This is a genomic window from Streptomyces yongxingensis, assembly GCF_055597465.1.
Genome location: NZ_CM145717.1, coordinates 7743891 through 7758264, shown reverse-complemented (window position 1 = coordinate 7758264; position 14374 = coordinate 7743891). Strand labels below are relative to the sequence as shown.

At 70.6% G+C, this 14374-nt stretch carries 10 protein-coding genes and 1 pseudogene; 7 read left to right on the top strand and 4 right to left on the bottom strand.

All coding sequences use genetic code 11. From position 1 onward, the window contains the following. The first annotated feature begins 61 nt into the window (after positions 1-61). Entirely contained in the window at positions 62-673 is a 612-nt protein-coding gene (locus ACZ6TD_RS33200) for a hypothetical protein (protein WP_471344102.1), read from the top strand. Between the two features lie 167 nt (positions 674-840). Next, positions 841-1680 carry a glycosyltransferase family 2 protein gene (locus ACZ6TD_RS33195; RefSeq protein WP_471358251.1) on the top strand — a complete coding sequence of 280 codons (840 nt, stop codon included), beginning with the start codon at positions 841-843 and terminating at the stop codon, positions 1678-1680. A gap of 330 nt (positions 1681-2010) precedes the next feature. On the opposite strand, the gene ACZ6TD_RS33190 is transcribed toward ACZ6TD_RS33195, so the two are convergent. From ACZ6TD_RS33190 to ACZ6TD_RS33175, 4 genes and pseudogenes are all read right to left on the bottom strand, one after another. Then, positions 2011-4101: a hypothetical protein gene (locus ACZ6TD_RS33190; protein WP_471344100.1), complete on the bottom strand. Its 2091-nt coding sequence runs from the start codon at positions 4099-4101 to the stop codon at positions 2011-2013. A gap of 617 nt (positions 4102-4718) precedes the next feature. Further along, positions 4719-5075 carry an HAD hydrolase-like protein gene (locus ACZ6TD_RS33185; protein ID WP_471344097.1) on the bottom strand — a complete coding sequence of 119 codons (357 nt, stop codon included), beginning with the start codon at positions 5073-5075 and terminating at the stop codon, positions 4719-4721. Between the two features lie 133 nt (positions 5076-5208). Next, positions 5209-5907 (bottom strand): annotated as a pseudogene (locus ACZ6TD_RS33180) (IS5 family transposase). A gap of 41 nt (positions 5908-5948) precedes the next feature. Continuing rightward, entirely contained in the window at positions 5949-6569 is a 621-nt protein-coding gene (locus ACZ6TD_RS33175; protein WP_471344096.1) for a TetR/AcrR family transcriptional regulator, read from the bottom strand. A 189-nt stretch (positions 6570-6758) separates the two neighbouring features. Here ACZ6TD_RS33175 and ACZ6TD_RS33170 point away from each other — a divergent pair, with 189 nt between their 5' ends. From ACZ6TD_RS33170 to ACZ6TD_RS33150, 5 genes are all read left to right on the top strand, one after another. Further along, a complete protein-coding gene (locus ACZ6TD_RS33170) occupies positions 6759-7823 on the top strand; it encodes a DMT family transporter (RefSeq protein WP_471344093.1) in 1065 nt (354 codons plus the stop codon). Between the two features lie 61 nt (positions 7824-7884). After that, positions 7885-9087: a PP2C family protein-serine/threonine phosphatase gene (locus tag ACZ6TD_RS33165; protein WP_471344091.1), complete on the top strand. Its 1203-nt coding sequence runs from the start codon at positions 7885-7887 to the stop codon at positions 9085-9087. Positions 9088-9109: 22 nt separating this feature from the next. Then, positions 9110-11551, top strand: a complete 2442-nt coding sequence (locus ACZ6TD_RS33160; protein ID WP_471358249.1) for a SpoIIE family protein phosphatase — start codon at positions 9110-9112, stop codon at positions 11549-11551. Positions 11552-11735: 184 nt separating this feature from the next. After that, positions 11736-13655 (top strand): molecular chaperone DnaK, encoded by a 1920-nt coding sequence (dnaK, locus tag ACZ6TD_RS33155; protein ID WP_471344089.1) that lies wholly within the window; start codon positions 11736-11738, stop codon positions 13653-13655. 103 nt (positions 13656-13758) lie between these two features. Beyond that, entirely contained in the window at positions 13759-14370 is a 612-nt protein-coding gene (locus ACZ6TD_RS33150) for a nucleotide exchange factor GrpE (protein ID WP_471344085.1), read from the top strand. Positions 14371-14374: the final 4 nt, after the last annotated feature.

The following is a 14374-nucleotide window of genomic DNA, read 5'->3' as shown; positions in this document are numbered from 1 at the left end:
ACCGCCCCACCACCGCCTCACCACCGCCCCACCACCGGCATCCGAACGAAGAGAGACCGCCATGCGTTCTCTGCCGCTCACCTTGGTCGCCCGTCTGCTGCCCGTCGCCGTCCTCGCCGCCGCGGGGGTGGCCATGACGACCTCGGACGACTCGGACGCGAGCGCCACCCCGGCGAGCCCCTCCCCGCAGACCTCGGCCCCGGCCACCGGCGCCGCCGCTCCGCGCTACGCCAAGCCGCCCGAGGAGGCGTGCACGGTCCTCCCGGAGTCGATGATCAAGGACCTGGTGCCGGGCGCCAAACCGGCCGGGAACGAGCTGAAGTCCAGCGACCTCAACCGCCGTACGGGCTGCTCCTGGCACGCGCTGGACGACTTCGACTACCGCTGGCTGGACATCGCCTACGACGTCAAGAGCGTGGCGGGGAAGCAGAAGAGCGAGGGCGGCAGCCCGGTGCCCGGCCTCGGCGACAACGCCTCGGTGACCGAGAAGACCACCGAGGACGACGACCAGGGCATACGCGAGGCCGTGGTGACGGTCCACCAGGACAACGCCACGGTCACCGTGACCTACAACGGCGGCGACTTCGAGAGCCACAAGGCCGCCGACTCCGATGAGATCCGTAAGGGCGCCATCAGCGCGGCCAAGAAGGCGCTCGGCGCACTCGACGGCTGATGGTGCCGCTCAGCCTTTGAAGCTCGTCGCTCAGTCCTTGATGAACATCCGCCGTACGGAGGTGGCCTTCTGAGTGAACGGTTACGATCGCGGGCATCGCAACCGAACTCTGGAGTCCCACCGTGCCCGCCGCCCCCGAACCACGCCTGGGTATCGCCGTCCTGACCATGGGCAACCGGCCCAGAGAGGTGGCCGCCCTGCTCGAGTCGGTCGCGAAGCAGGACGTGCCCCCGGCCCGCGTCGTGGTCGTCGGCAACGGCTCCCCGCTCCCGGAGCTCCCCGCCGAGGTGACCGCGGTCGAGCTGGCGGAGAACCTCGGGGTCTCGGGCGGCCGTAACGTCGCCTGGCGGCGGCTGCGCGAGTTCGGCGACGTGGACGTGGTCGTCGACCTCGACGACGACGGGCTGCTGGTGGACGCCGACGTCTTCCGCCGGGTGCGCGACCTGTACGCCGAGGATCCGCGCCTGGGCATCGTGAGCTTCCGCATCGCCGACGAGACGGGCGAGACCCAGCGCCGCCACGTGCCCCGGCTGCGCGCGTCCGACCCGATGCGCGGCGGTGAGGTGACCACCTTCCTCGGTGGCGGCCACGCCCTGTCGATGGCGATGCTGGAGCAGATCGGCGGCTGGCCGGACGAGTTCTTCTTCACCCATGAGGAGACCGACCTCGCCTGGCGGGCCCTCGACGCGCGCTGGAAGGTCCTCTACGCCCCCGAGCTGCTGCTCCAGCACCCCCGGACCTCCCCCGCCCGGCACGCCGTCTACCACCGGATGACCGCCCGCAACCGGGTCTGGCTGGCCCGCCGCCACCTGCCGCTGCCACTGGCGCCGCTCTACCTGGCCACCTGGACGCTGCTCACCCTCGCCCGCACCCGCTCCCTGACCGGGCTGCGGGCCTGGGCGGGCGGCTTCCTGGAGGGCCTGCGCACCAGCTGCGGGCGGCGCCGCCCGATGCGCTGGCGCACGGTATGGCACATGACCAAGCTGGGCCGGCCGCCCATCATCTGACGGCGGCCCGGCAGCGCGGACAGAACGGGCCCGGCAGCCCAGCCGACGAGCCCGGCCGCCCAGCCCCCTGGCCGACGGGCCGACGAGCCGACGAGCCGAGCAGCCCGGCCGACGGCCTTACGGGGCCGGCCCGAAGGTGCCGAAGGCCGTACGAGTTTCCGGCGGACCACGCGGCGGAGCCGCATATCGATGCTGCCGGGAAGGCGCGGAGCTCCGATCCTCGGTCTGGGGCGGAGCCCCGGTTTCGGGGCCTGGGGCGCAGCCCCAGGTTCGGGAAAGGGCGGGGAGGGGAACAGCCCGCCGCAGGCGCCAACGCCCGCCGGACACCCCCTATTCGAGCAGGAACCGCGCTTGGGAGCCGGGGCCGGTGGAGTCCATCCAGAACGAGATGATCGCGTGTCGACTGGCCTGCGCCCAGCCCGATGGCGCGTATTCCTCCAAGGGGAGGACGAGCTTGGCCTGGTCAGCCCGAGCACGATCAAGTTCCCGGGCCTCGACCACGACATCCGCGGTCGGGCCGCCCCGCCCCCACGGCAAGGGCGTCTTCCTGCGACTGTCGAAGGTATCGCCGTGCCAGAGCACGCTCTTCACGGGTTCATCCGCGAGCAGATAGTCGACCCGGATGCCGAACATCGCCTCCGACGACTTCGGGTCGGAAGCCAACGTGTCGGCCGATATCTCCAGTTTCAGGGAATCCGGCAGCTTGCGGTATTCCGCGCCGACCAGGGCGGTTCCCGCGTTCCCTTCGACACCCACGTAGGCGATGGCCCGTACGGCGTCATAGCAACCGTAGGCGTTGCCCCGCACGGAGGTCGTGTTTTTCGAACCTGGTATCCGATCGGCGAATGTGTGCTTGCGGACCAGTTCGGCATCCAGGCCATTCCGGTCCAGGACCGGATGCGCAGACTTGGTACCGACCTCGATGTACGCGATGCCGGGGCCGGCTACGGTCACGGTCTTGGACAATGACCGGGGAAGCTCGTCAAGGGTGGTGACCTCGGTGGGGACGAACTTGTTGTCGCTGTGTTCCAACGGACTGCCGTGCTTGCTGTCGATGAGGTAGACCCGCAACTCGGCCTCACCTCGGCTGGAGCTCTGAAGGTGAGACAGCTGCACATCGATGCTTTGCGCTCGGCTGGTTTCATTCCACACCAAGACCGCGCTGCGATACTGGTCACTCGAGGCCATGGCGCCGATACCGGAAGGCAATTCCCCCTGTACCGAGCCGCGGCGGTCCGGCATCCGCGCATAGAGCTTCAAGGCATTGAACAAAGGAAGTTGGAGCGCCTCGCCCCCCTTGTATTCAATCAGGTGGGGAATCCAGCCACTGAAGGTGAATGTCTGTAGGTCGGGCACTTGCAGCGCATTCTTCAATGACACCATGGACCGCACCGCTTCCAACGTGGTCCCGCGACGCTTCCCCCACTCGTGCGGCTTGAACACACCGGACTGCGCCTGAATGATGGGAACGGTGTTGAAGTCGGTTCCCAGTGCATTGCGAGCAGCGGCGAACAGCTCGTCGAGATCCGCGCCATAGCTGTTCAGGGTGAGGTAGTCGAACGGCAGGCCAGAGTTGGCCTTGACTCGTTTCCGCAATGCATCGATCGTGGCTTGAAGGTGGGTGCGGCCACCTAGCTTCTCCCGGACGGGAGCGCTTGTCTTGATGAAGCTCGCCATACCGAACAGCCCTCGAGGAGCGATCGCATTCGTGTAGGCGTCGTAGATGTCGACCATTTGCCTGACCGAGGCGCGGTTCGGGGACCCGGTGAGATTGTGACTCGGCTCGTTCCACATGCACCAGCTGATCGGATAATCGCTGTAGAGCTTGGTCCACTTACCGATAGCATCCGCAGCGGCCGTCAAGTCGGTCGGCATGGGGAACAGGTGTGGCCGTTCAGCCTTTTCGTAGTCCCACCACTGCTTCGGCGCGCCCATCAACTGGATCATGATCTCCATGTTGCGCCGTTGCAGCCCGGTGAACAGTTTTTCGAGGAACTCATTCGGCAACACCGAGACCTCGTCGTTCTCACCCACCACGAAGGGGTATGGCGTCAACGAGGGGTAATCGGTCTCCGGAAAGCGGATCTCCCCGTCGTAGACCGCCGGCCGGATCTGGTCCATGTACGGCAGACTGTCCAGGATCTCAGTCATACTGAGGGCTCGCCCCACCCCGATCTTCGACTTGAGCAGCGGAAAGAACTCCACCTTCCCAAAATCTACCTGAAGTGTCGACGAGGAGGACTTTCCCTCGGAACTGCTGCAAGCGCCGAGGAGAGCTGCGGTCGCGACCCCGGCGGCAGCCAGGACGCCACGCCGGGTGTGCTCGACGGAAGTCGACTGAAATGATTGTTCCATTACTGGTACTTCTTTCCTGAATTCGCGGTCGGCGCGGTAAGGAATGATTTCCCTGTTCGGGATCACGATTCACGCACTCCACGGCGATCACTCTCGCGGCGGCATCGACGAGTACATGGCTCGAGAGCCGAGGTTGCGCGGTGTCCGCAGTGGCCGAACTCCACCTCGGTGCCGGTGCCGGTGCCGATGAAAGTGAGGCATGCACGGTCGCCTCCCGGTGCGGCCGTGGTGCGCTGTATACGTGAAGGAAGTGAAAATATCCGGTCGCAAAACCTCCGACTCCGACTTGCCAGCCCTTCATTCCGTCCGTGCACCGCACAGCGGCGGCCTCACGGACCCGTTCCCCTCTTTTCTCCTAGATGCACTACAGCGCGCTTTGGTTCACCACAGCACGCCGCCCGCACTTTCTCGCCCTTCTCACACTTCCCTCTCGCGGCTTTGCGGGCATCGCTCGCGCTGCACGCCTTCTGTGCGGTTTTGCCTTTTTCGTTCTCCCCGCACCTCTGATCCGTGTTTTCACCTTTTTCGCAGCTCCTGCGTTTCCGCGTACCCGCTCAATTTTGGCTGTGCTTTTCTTTCCTCCTTTTCGTTTCCCTCGGAGAGGCTGGTGCCCTTGGCGTCGGCAGTGTTTGCTGTTGCTCACACAACGGGAAGTGGCGGCAGGGCGGTTCGGCGCGCCGACTTCAACGGCGGCGAGGAACTGACCGACCGGATCTTCGACCAATTTCGGCAGCTTCAGCGGCCCGCGGATCCTCCGCGCTGGTGCGCCCGGTGGCGACGCCGACCACACGGACGCCTGCACCCAGCCCACCCCGCACATCTGATGGCGCGTCCCCGACCGCGACTTCCGCACTTACCTGGGGGCACCCGACTGCGGTACGCACCAGCTCCGGGCGCCCGTCAGCCAGTCCGTGGCTGCCCGGCCTGGCGCGTTCTGCGATGGATGCTGTGGCTCTGGCCTCATCGAGTACACCCCGGCCAGCCTGTCCTCCGGCATCGGCCGTGCGTTGGCGGACCGCCTCACGGCACACGTCGACCATCTGAGGGTGCGCCTCGCCTGATCGATGTCATCTGTGGATGTCAAAGACCCCCAACCGGGATCGGCTGGGGGTCTTTTCGCTGGTGGGCGCAGACGGATTCGAACCGCCGACATCTGCCTTGTAAGAGGGCATTTCATTTGGTGAGTCTGCGGTGGCATATGAGGGTTGCCGCGATGGCGGTAAAGGCGAGGAAGTGCTCGGGCTTGCGCTCGGTGGGGGATCTGACGTAAGGAGAGCCGTCGCCGCAGGTGGGAGTAGTCGTAGCCCTTGTCGCCGTGGAGCTTGGCGGGCCGTCGGCGCCGGGGGCCGCGGCGGGAGCGTATGGGTGGGTTGCCTCGGACCAGCGGTATGAGTGCCTGACTGTCGTGAAGGTTGGCGGCGGAGATACCGAGTGAGAGGGGCAGGCCCTGGCGGTCGACGATCAGATGGATTTTCGATCCGTTCTTGCCGCGGTCGGTCGGGTTCGGTCCGGTCAGCCGCCCCCTTTGAGGGCGCGGACACTGATGGAGTCGATCGCGCACCGCGACCAGTCCAGCTCACCGCGGGAGCCGAGCTCGTCGAGGACCAGGCGGTGGAGCTTGGCCCACACCCTCGCCTCGGTCCACTCGGTGAACCGGCGGAACGCGGTCACTCCCGAAGGGCCGAAGCCCGGGGGCAGCTGGTTCCATGTACAGCCTGAGGTGGCCACGAAGATGATCGCGGCCAGTACCTCCCGATTCCCGTGCCGACGCCGGCCGCCGCCTTGCGGTCGCTCCGGCGCAGGTGGCACCACTCGCTCGAACAACTCCCACAGACCGTCCGGAGCCATCCGCTCAACAAGCGAAGAAGTCACCACACCAGACTGGCGCAAGATCACATCAAACGAAATGGCCTCTAAGGCGCCAGCCCCAGCGCGGGGAAGACCGACGCCTCGAGGAAGCGCGTCAGATACGGGCGGTCGGCGAGCCGCCCCTCGAGCAGGGGGCGCACCCGCATCGCGCCGATCAACTGGGCGGGGACGAACTCGAGGGCGGGGTTGTCCGCGTCCACCTCACCGCGCTCCACGCCCCGGCGGATCATCGCCTGGATCGTCTTCACCTCGTGCTCGATCAGCGCGGCGCGCAGCGCCTGGAGCAGATCGGGGTTCTGCAGCGCGGCGTGCCCGAGCGCGTACACCAGCGCGGTGTCACCGCCGCACACCTCCCCCGCCTCGCCCACGGCCTCCGCGACGGCGCGCAGATCGCCCGTGAGGGACCCGGTGTCGATGCCCTCCAGCGCGAAGGGGCGCTTGCAGGAGCGCAGCGCGGCGACGACGAGCTGGGGCTTGGTGCACCACTGCCGGTAGAGGGTGGAGCGGCTGGCGCGGGTGCGGGCGGCGACCGCCTCGATGGTGAGGGCCTCGTAACCGCCCTCCTGGAGCAGGTCGAGGACCGCCTGGTAGAACTCCTGCTCCCGCTCGGGGGTGATCTTGGAACGGCGCTGCGGCGCGGCCGTCTCCGGGCTCTGCGTCGCCATCGGGTCCTCCTCCTCGGTCCACCGGACTCCGGCTCCCCTCCCCGACCACGCAGTGTACCGACACATCCGCGTACCGATACGCCCTTGTACCGATACGGCCCCGCACCGGTACACTCTCGTATCGATACGTCTGTGTGCCGATAGGTCCACCGGTAGCAGGCAGACAGTGCCCAGAGGAAGGCACGGTGGATGAATCCGACCGTCATAGCCGTCGCGCTCGCGCTCGCCTCGGCCGTCGCCTACGCGACCGCGGCCGTGGCCCAGGAGCGGCTGGCCGCGGGCGGGCGGCCGGACCGCATGCCGCGGCTGCTGCTGCGCGGCGCCTGGTGGGGAGCGGTCGGCCTCAACTCCACCGGTGCCCTGCTGCATGTGGCCGCGCTGCGGTACGGGCCGCTCACCCTGGTCCAGCCGCTCGGCGCGCTGACCCTGGTGGCGGCCGTCCCGCTGGGCGCGCGGCTCGCGGGGCGGCGGGTGGTCCGGGACGAGTGGCGGGGCGTGGTCCTCGCGCTGCTCGGCCTCGGCGCCCTGCTGCCGGTCACCGCCGGGGAGACCCCGCGCGAGACGCTGAGCCTGCCGGAGGCGGTCGGGCTCGCGGCCGTCGTGCTGGCGTTCATCGGGCTGTGCGTCCGGCCGGGGCGCGGGGGGCGCGGAACGCCGGGCCGGGGCCTGCGGTTCGCCACCGCGTCCGGGGTCGCCTCCGGCGTCGCCTCGGCGCTCACCCAGACCCTCACGGTGGCGCTCGCCGACTCCCGCGCCCCGGGGGCGGCCCTGGTGTCCTGGCGGACCGCGGTCGTGGCCGTGCTGGTCGCGGTCTTCGCGGTGAGCGGCCTGCTGCTGTCCCAGAGCGCCTACGGCAGCGGCCTCGGCGCGCCCCTGGCCACCCTGACCCTCGCCAACCCGGTGGCGGCGGCCGCCATCGGGATCGTCCTGCTGGACGAGCGGTTCCGGGGCGGTCCGGGCGGCTGGGCCCTGGCCGCCGCCGGCGCGGCGGCGGCCGCCCGCGGGGTCGTCCTGCTCTCCCGGGCTCCGCAGTCGGGGGTGGGGGTGCGCGGGGATGCCGTGGCCGTACGAGATCCCGTCGTACGCGAGGCCGCCGCAGCCGTACCGGAGACCGCCGTACGCGAACCCGTCGTACGCCAGGCCGCCCTGGAGACCGTCGTACGCCAGGCCGTCGCACGAGAGGCCCTCGCCCCCGGCGAGCCCCCGCGCGAGCCCGCCGCCGTCCCCCGGGAGCCGGTGCCCGCACCCCCGTGACCCCCGTGATCCCCCGTGATCCCCCGGGCGTCGCGGTGCCCGCCGCCGTAAGGTTGATCGCATGGTGGACGCGAACGTGTCGACCTCGGCCGAGACCGCTGAGCAGTCGCTGGAGGAACTGCTCAGGGCCACCCACGAGGCATCCCCGACAGAGCTCCCGCTGGCCCTGGACCGCTATACCGAGGCCATGGGCATGGGCCGCGCGGTCGTCTACCTGATCGACCTCCGGCAGCGGCTGCTGATGCCGCTCGACGATGACGAGCCGCGCCTGGAGCTCGACGACACCCTGGCCGGATTCGCCTACCGCACCGGCTCGGTGCGGATCGAGGAGGCGACCGCGGGCGGGCTGACCGTATGGCTGCCGCTGATGAACGGCGCGGAGCGGCTGGGGGTGCTGCGCCTCCGGCCGGCCTCCCTGGACGGGCGCATGCTCTCCCGCTGCCGGATGCTGGCCTCGCTCCTCGCCCTGATCATCACGTCCAAGCGGACCTATATCGACACCATCGCGCAGTTCACCCGCACCCGGACCATGAAGCTGCCCACGGAGATGCTGCGGGCCTTCCTCCCGCCCCGCTCCATCGGCACCGGCCGGGTGGTCTCGACGGCCGTTCTGGAGCCCGCGTACGAGCTGGGGGGCGATGCCTTCGACCACTCGTTCACCGAGGACGTCCTGCACGCCGCGATCCTCGACGCCATGGGCCACGACCTGGCGTCCGGGCTGACCACCTCCGTGGCGATGGCGGGCAGCCGCAACGCCCGGCGCACCGGCGCCGACCTGGCGGCCCTCGTCACCACCGTGGACGAGGCGCTGGCCAAATGGCTTCCGGACCAGTTCTGCACGGGCGTCTTCCTCCAGCTGCACATGCCCAGCGGGGCGCTGAGCTGGTCCAACTGCGGTCACCCCACACCGCTGGTCATCCGCCGCCGACGGCTGCTGGACAAGGTGCTGGAGCGGCCTTTCGAGCCCCCGCTGGGGCTGCCCCCGCGGCTGTCGGACGCCCCCCGCCAGATCCATGAGACGACCCTGGAGCCAGGTGACCGCGTCCTGCTCTACACCGACGGGGTCGTGGAGTCGCGCGACGAGGGAGGCGAGCAGTTCGGCCTGGAGCGCTTCGCCGACCACATCATCCGCTCGACGGCCGCCGGGCAGAACGCCCCCGAGGTGCTCCGCCTGCTCATTCACGCGATCCTCGACCACGGGCACAGCGAACTCAGCGACGACGCCACGATTTTGATGATCGAGTGGCATCCGCCGGACCCATGAGCCATCGACACGATGTCCGATGATGACGCCCCCTGACCCCACCGCCCCCCGCGTCCGGCCGGACCCGCCGCCCGGCGCCCCCGGCCTGGCCACGGCCACCGTCGACGACCACGGCGTGCTGACCGGGTGGAGCGAGGGCGCACGGCGGCTGCTGGGCTACCGCGCCGAGGAGGTCGTGGGACGGCCGGCGGCCGAGTTGCGCGCCGAGACGACCGCCGGGGACACCGGTCGGGACAACGGCGGGGACACCGGCGAGGGCGTCGGCCCGTGCCTCGCCCACGGCCACCGGTGGAGCGGCCGGATCACGCTGTGCCACCGGGACGGCCATCCGCTGGAGGTCGAGCTGCTGGCCCACCGCGGCCCGCTGGACGACGGACCCGCGGGCTGGCTCCTGGTCTCCGCCGCGCCCCGGGAACCACAGGAGCCGGGGATCCCGACGGATCACGCCTTCTCCCAGTGCCCCTGCGTCCTGGCGCTCTTCGACACGGAGCTGCGGCTGGCGCGGGCGAACGCCTATATGCAGGCCGCCACCGCCCTCAGCGAGGAGCAGATGCGCGGGCTGCGACTGACCGAGCTGGTCGGCCACGGGGAGAGCGACCGGGTCGAGGGGGCCATGCGGCGGGTGCTGGAGAGCGGCGAACGGCTGGAGCTGGAGACGCGTCTACGGGAGCCGGGCGATCGCCAGGAGCACGCCTGGTCGGTCTCGCTGGCCCCGCTGGCCAACCGGACCGGCGGGCTGCGCGGCGTGTGCTTCGCGGCCCGCGACACCACCGCCGAGCAGGAGGCCCGGCAGCGGCTCCAGTTGCTCAACGAGGCGGGAGCGCGGCTGGGCAGCCATCTGGACCTGGACCGGATCGCCCAGGAGCTGGCCGAGGTGGCGGTCCCCCGGCTCGCCGACTTCGCCAGCGTCGATCTGCTCACCTTCCTCCACGAGGGCGACGAGCCCCCGGAGGGGCCGCTGCGCGAGCCCGTCACCCTGCGGCGCGCCGCCCACCGGTCCGTCCTCGACGGCGCCCCCGAGGCGCTGACCGACGTCGGGGGCCTGACCACCCACCCCGAGCACTCCCCCACGGCGGCGTGTCTGCTCAAGGGCCGGGCCGCACGGCACCAGGTGACGCCGTCCCTGCTGGCGAGCTGGGAGACCAAGGACCCCGGCCGGGCCGTCCGTATCCGCGAGCACGGAGTGCATTCGGTGATCGTGACGCCGATGCGCGCCCGCGGGGTCACCCTCGGCGCGGCCTTCTTCGCCCGCCACCGCACCCCGGCGCCCTTCACCGACGACGACACGCTGCTGGCCGAGGAGCTCACCGCCCGGGCGGCCGTCTGTGTGGACAACGCCCGCCGCTATCTGCGCGAGCGCAGGACGGCCGAGGCCCTCCAGCGCAGCCTGCTGCCGCAGCGGCTGCCCGAGCTGACCGCGCTGGAGATCACCTCGCGCTATCTGCCCTCGGGCGCCTGGGCCGGGGTGGGCGGCGACTGGTTCGACGCGATCCAGCTGTCCGGCGCCCGCGCCGCCGTGGTGGTCGGCGATGTCGTGGGGCGCGGCATCCACGCGGCCGCCACCATGGGGCGGCTGCGCACCGCCGTGCGCACCCTGGCCGATATCGATCTGCCGCCGGGGGAGCTGCTGACCCACCTCGACGACATGGTCACCCGGCTGCACTCGGACGAGCGGAGCGAGCCCTTCTGGTCCTTCGGCGCCACGTGTCTGTACGTGGTCTACGACCCGGTCTCGCGCCGCTGCAGCATCGCCGCGGCGGGCCACCCGGCGCCGCTGGTGATCAGTCCGGAGGGCACCGCCGACGTGCTCGGCCCGCCCATCGGTCCGCCCCTGGGTCTTGGTGAACTGCCCTTCGAGATCATGGAGACGGAGCTGCCCGAGGGCAGTCTGCTCGCCCTCTACACCAACGGCCTGATCAACGGCCGCGAGCGCGAGATCGGCGACGGGCTCGAGACGCTGCGCGACGTCCTGAGCCGCCCCGCCGCCTCCCTCGACGCGCTCTGCGACGACGTCCTGCGGGCCCTGCCCCCGGCCCACACGGACGACGACATCGCCCTGCTCCTCGCCCGCACCCGGGCGCTCCACTCCGACCGGGTCGCCACCTGGGACATCCCGGCGGAAGCGCCCGCCGTCGCAGCGGCCCGCCGGAGCACCACCGAGCAACTGATCGACTGGGGTCTTGAGGAGACGGTCTTCACCACCGAGCTGATCGTCAGCGAACTGGTCACCAACGCGATCCGCTACGGCCGCCCGCCCATCCGGCTGCGGCTGATCCGCGACCGCGACCTCATCTGCGAGGTCTCCGACGCCAGCAGCACCGCACCCCATATGCGGCGGGCCCGGGTCTTCGACGAGGGCGGCCGGGGCCTGATGCTGGTGGCCCAGATGGCGACGCGCTGGGGCACCCGGCAGAGCACGGACGGCAAGACAATCTGGGTCGAGCAGGACGTCTCCACGGACTGACGGGACCGGCCCCGGCTCCCCCGTCCCGTGGGCGCATTTCGGGCCACCGATATCCGACCACGGGAACAGGGGCCGATTCCTGTCCGATTTGTCACCCTTGAAGGAGAGGCCCCGCTCACCGATCCGTTTCCGCGGCCGACCGGGCGCCGCATGTGACCCGCGGCCGCCCCCGGAAGGAGTTGCCATGGCCAAGGCAGTCGGCATCGACCTGGGCACCACCAACTCGGTGATCGCCGCGTGGGAAGGCGGTGAGTCCTCGGTCGTTCCGAACTCCGAGGGAAGCCGCACCACACCGTCAGTGGTGGCCTTCACCGACACCGGTGAACGGCTGGTGGGGCAGCTGGCCCGGCGCCAGGCGATCCTCAACCCGAAGGGCACCATCTACTCGGCCAAGCGGTTCATCGGCCGCCACTACGACGAGGTCTCCGGCGAGGCCAAGGCGGTCGCCTACGACCTCGTCCCGGACGAGGGCGGCCTCGCCCGCTTCACGGTGCGCGAGAAGCTGTACTCGCCGGAGGAGATCAGCGCCCAGGTGCTGCGCAAACTGGCCGACGACGCCGGGAAGCAGCTGGGCGAGCGGGTGACCGAGGCGGTCATCACGGTGCCCGCGTACTTCAACGACGCCCAGCGCAGCGCCACCAAGGACGCCGGGGAGATCGCTGGCCTGAAGGTGCTGCGGATCATCAACGAGCCGACCGCGGCCGCCCTCGCCTACGGCCTGGACAAGAAGGGCCATGAGACCGTCCTCGTCTTCGACCTCGGCGGCGGCACCTTCGACGTGTCCATCCTCGACGTCGGGGACGGGGTGGTGGAGGTCCGTTCCACCGCGGGCGACAGCCACCTGGGCGGCGACGACTTCGACCGGCGGCTGGTCGACCACCTCGCCGACACGTTCCAGCGGGAGAACGGCATCGATCTGCGCCACGACGCGCAGGCGCTGCAGCGGCTCTTCGAGGCCGCCGAGAAGGCCAAGACCGAGCTGAGCTCGGTGACCCAGACCCAGGTCAACCTGCCGTTCATCACCGCGGACGCGGCCGGGCCCAAGCATCTGACCGAGACCGTCCTGCGGTCCACCTTCGAACACCTCACCGCCGATCTGGTGGAGCGCTGTCTGGACCCGGTGCGGCAGGCCATGGCGGACGCCAAGGTCGGCGAGAGCGACGTCGACGAGGTGATCCTGGTCGGCGGATCGACCCGGATGCCCGCCGTACAGGCCCTGGTCCGCCGGCTGACCGGCGGCAAGGAGCCCAATATGAGCGTCAACCCCGACGAGGTCGTGGCCCTGGGCGCCGCGATCCAGGCCGGGGTGCTCAAGGGCGAGGTCAAGGACGTCCTGCTGCTCGATGTCACCCCGCTGTCGCTGGGCGTCGAGACCCGCGGCGGCGTCATGACGAAGATCATCGACCGGAACACCACCATCCCGGTGCGCCGCACCGAGACCTTCTCCACGGCCGAGGACCACCAGCAGGCCGTGGACATCGTGATCCTCCAGGGCGAGCGCGAGCGGGCCGCCGACAACCGGGTGCTCGGCCGCTTCCAGCTGACCGGCATCCGCCCGGCGCCGCGCGGCGAACCGCAGGTCGAGGTCGTCTGCGACATCGACGCCAACGGCATCCTCAACGTCACCGCCCGCGACCGGGACACCGGCAAGGAGCAGTCCATCCAGATCAGCGAGACCGGCAACCTCGAACGCGGCGAGGTCGAGCGGATGGTCCAGGAGGCCGAGCGCAACCGCGGCGAGGACCAGGCGCTGCGCGAGGCCGTGGACGCGCGCAACGACCTGGACGCCGCCGCCTACCAGGTCGAGAAGCGCCTCTCCGAACTGGGCGACGCGGTGCCCTCCCATGAGAGATCGCGCGCCGAGATGCTGGTGCACGACGCCCGCCGGGCGGTCAGGAACGAGGCCGGGATCGACCGGACCAGGCCACTGGCCTCCGAGCTCCAGCAGGTCTACGCGGGCCTGGCCGCCCATGAGACGGCCGGTGCGGGCGCGGGCCCGGGCGGCGCGGCCGGTGGACCCGGGGCGGGCGGCGCCCAGGACACCGGGGCCGGGGGCGGCGGAGGCGACGAGGACGTCATCGACGCCGAGTTCGACAAGGGCTGACCGATTCGGCAAGGACAGGACTGAACCGAAAGGCAGATCCCACGAAGGCAGATCCCACGAAGACCGCACAGGCCGATCCACAAAGGCTCACTGAGAGGCCGCCATGTCCACTCAACCGCAGCAGCCCGACCCGGTGCCGGAGGGCGCCGTGACGGAGCCGGAGCAGGAGCAGGACCTGCCCGCCCCGGGCGCCGCGGAGGCGCGCGGCGCGGGCGGGGAGGGCCCCGGCCCGGACGCGGCCGGCGGCCCGGCCGTCGGCGAGGCCGACGAGCAGGCCGCCGAGCAGGCCGCCGCGCTGGCCGAGCTCGACGACCGCTGGCGCCGGGCCCTGGCCGACCTGGAGAACCTGCGCAAGCGCCACGCCAGGGAGCTGGAGCGGGAGCGGGCCGCCGAGCGGGCCCGTACGGCGGTGGCCCTGCTGCCCGTCGTCGACAACCTCGAACTGGCCCTCTCCCACGCCGAGGCCGACCCCGGCTCGATCGTGGAGGGCGTCAAGGCCATCCACGACCAGGCCGTGGCCGCCCTGGCCCGGCTCGGCTACGAGCGGCAGGGCGAGACCGGGGTGCCGTTCGACCCGGCCCGGCACGAGGTGGTCGGCGTGGTCGAGGACCCCGAGGCCGAACCGGGCACCGTGGTCCAGGTGCTGCGCCCCGGCTACGGGGACCCCGGCCACCAACTCCGGCCGGTGGCCGTGGCCGTGGCCAAGCGGGAGTGAGACG